Consider the following 531-nt stretch of genomic DNA (forward strand, 5'->3'; position numbering starts at 1 on the left):
TGCACGGCCAGGCTGTTCGTCGCGTCGAAGGCGGTGCTCAGCGCCGGCAGGCTGCTCATCGCAGCGGCGACGATGGACTGGGCATTGACCGAGCGCGCGACGACGCGGTTGAGCTCCTGCTCCATCCAGTGGCTGCGCTCGGCCGTGATCAGGCTGCGCAAGGCATCCGCGCAGGCCTGCGAGCCGTACAGCGGCTTGCTCACGCCATTGATCGCGACCGCGCCGCCGCTGGACATCTGGTACTGCACCGCCTGCTGGCCCGACATGAAGACCGCGTTGCCGGAGACATTGATGCAGGTGAAGGTGGCGTTACCGTTGGCGGACAGGAACTGGTCGCCCAGGCGCCCGCCCCAGCCGCTGGTCGCGCCCTCGGGCATGCTGGACTGCCAGATGCTGGACTGGTCGTTGTGCGAGAACAGCTTGGGTGGCAGCGGCACGCTCCTGGCCTTGTACTGGGCCAGCGTGGTCGGCTGCACCAGGGTGCCGACATTGAGCAGCAGGCCCAGCTTGCCGGCATCGTACAAGGCCTTC

The 531-nt window shown here is 67.8% G+C and carries 1 pseudogene; it reads right to left on the minus strand.

What is annotated here, in order from left to right:
* A pseudogene (locus PO768_RS29050) lies at window positions 1–531 on the minus strand (DUF1501 domain-containing protein); the annotation flags it as partial.

This window comes from Paucibacter sp. XJ19-41 (assembly GCF_028462495.1).
GTDB lineage: Bacteria > Pseudomonadota > Gammaproteobacteria > Burkholderiales > Burkholderiaceae_C > Roseateles_E.